1 protein-coding gene is annotated in these 1132 nt (G+C 72.6%); it reads left to right on the forward strand.

Annotated elements, in window-relative coordinates; genetic code table 11:
• On the forward strand, nt 1–1132 hold a 1132-nt coding region (priA, locus tag RI841_RS16455), incomplete at both ends, for a primosomal protein N' (protein ID WP_310706705.1).

Here is a 1132-nt window from a genome sequence, read left to right on the forward strand (position 1 = left end):
GCTGCTGGGCAGTGCCACCCCATCGCTGGAGTCCCTGCAACGGGCGCTGCACGGCGACTACCGCCACCTGCGCCTGACCCGCCGGGCGAGCCGCCATGCCCCGGCGCGCCTCGAGCTCGTCGACCTCCGCGGCCGCCGCCGCCAGGGCGGACTGATCCCGCCAGTGATCGAAACGGTCCGTGAGACCCTGGCCGCCGGCCACCAGGTGCTAGTCTTCATCAACCGACGCGGTTTCGCCCCCACCCTGGCCTGCCACGCCTGCGGCTGGATGGCCGAGTGCGACCACTGTGATGCCCGCATGACCTTGCACCGGCAGCCCCCGCTGCTGGCCTGCCACCACTGCGACCGTCGCCGCGCCTTCCCCGACGCCTGCCCCGAGTGCGGCAGCATCGACCTGCGCCCCCTGGGCAGTGGCACCGAGCGCACCGAGGAAACCCTGGCGTCACTGTTCCCCAAGGTGCCGGTACACCGCATCGACCGCGACAGCACCCGACGCCGCGACGCCCTCGAGCAGATGCTGACCGAGGTGCGCCGAGGCGCACCCTGCCTGCTGGTGGGGACCCAGATGCTGGCCAAGGGGCACCACCTGCCCCATGTCACCCTGGTGGTGGTAGTCAATGCCGACGCGGGACTCTATGCCAGCGACTTCCGGGCGCTGGAGCATAGCGCCCAACTGCTCGAGCAGGTGGCGGGCCGCGCCGGCCGCGCCGCCCATCCCGGCCGGGTGCTGGTGCAGACCCTGCACACCGACGACCCTCACCTGCGCCTGCTGGCCGAGCGTGGCTACGACGCCCTCGCCAGCCAGCTGCTGGAGGAGCGACGGGCCGCCAGGCTACCGCCCTTCCGCTTCCTGGCCCTGCTGCGTCTCGAGGCGCCCCACGAGAGGGCCGTGGTCGACCTGGGTGGCCTGGCCGCCGAGGCCCTGCGACAACGGATCAGCGAGCAAGGCCTCGACGTCGACTGCCTGGGGCCGGTCCCGGCCCCCATGGAACGGCGTCAGAACCGCTATCACCTGCAGCTGATGCTGGCCGCCGATCGCCGCAGTCAGCTGCACGAGGCCGGGGGCTGGCTGGTCGCCTGGCTGGAGGGCCGCCCCGAAGCACGACGGGTGCGCTGGTCGCTGGACATCGAC

It is taken from the genome of Halomonas sp. (assembly GCF_031581305.1).
Taxonomy (GTDB): Bacteria; Pseudomonadota; Gammaproteobacteria; order Pseudomonadales; family Halomonadaceae; genus Halomonas.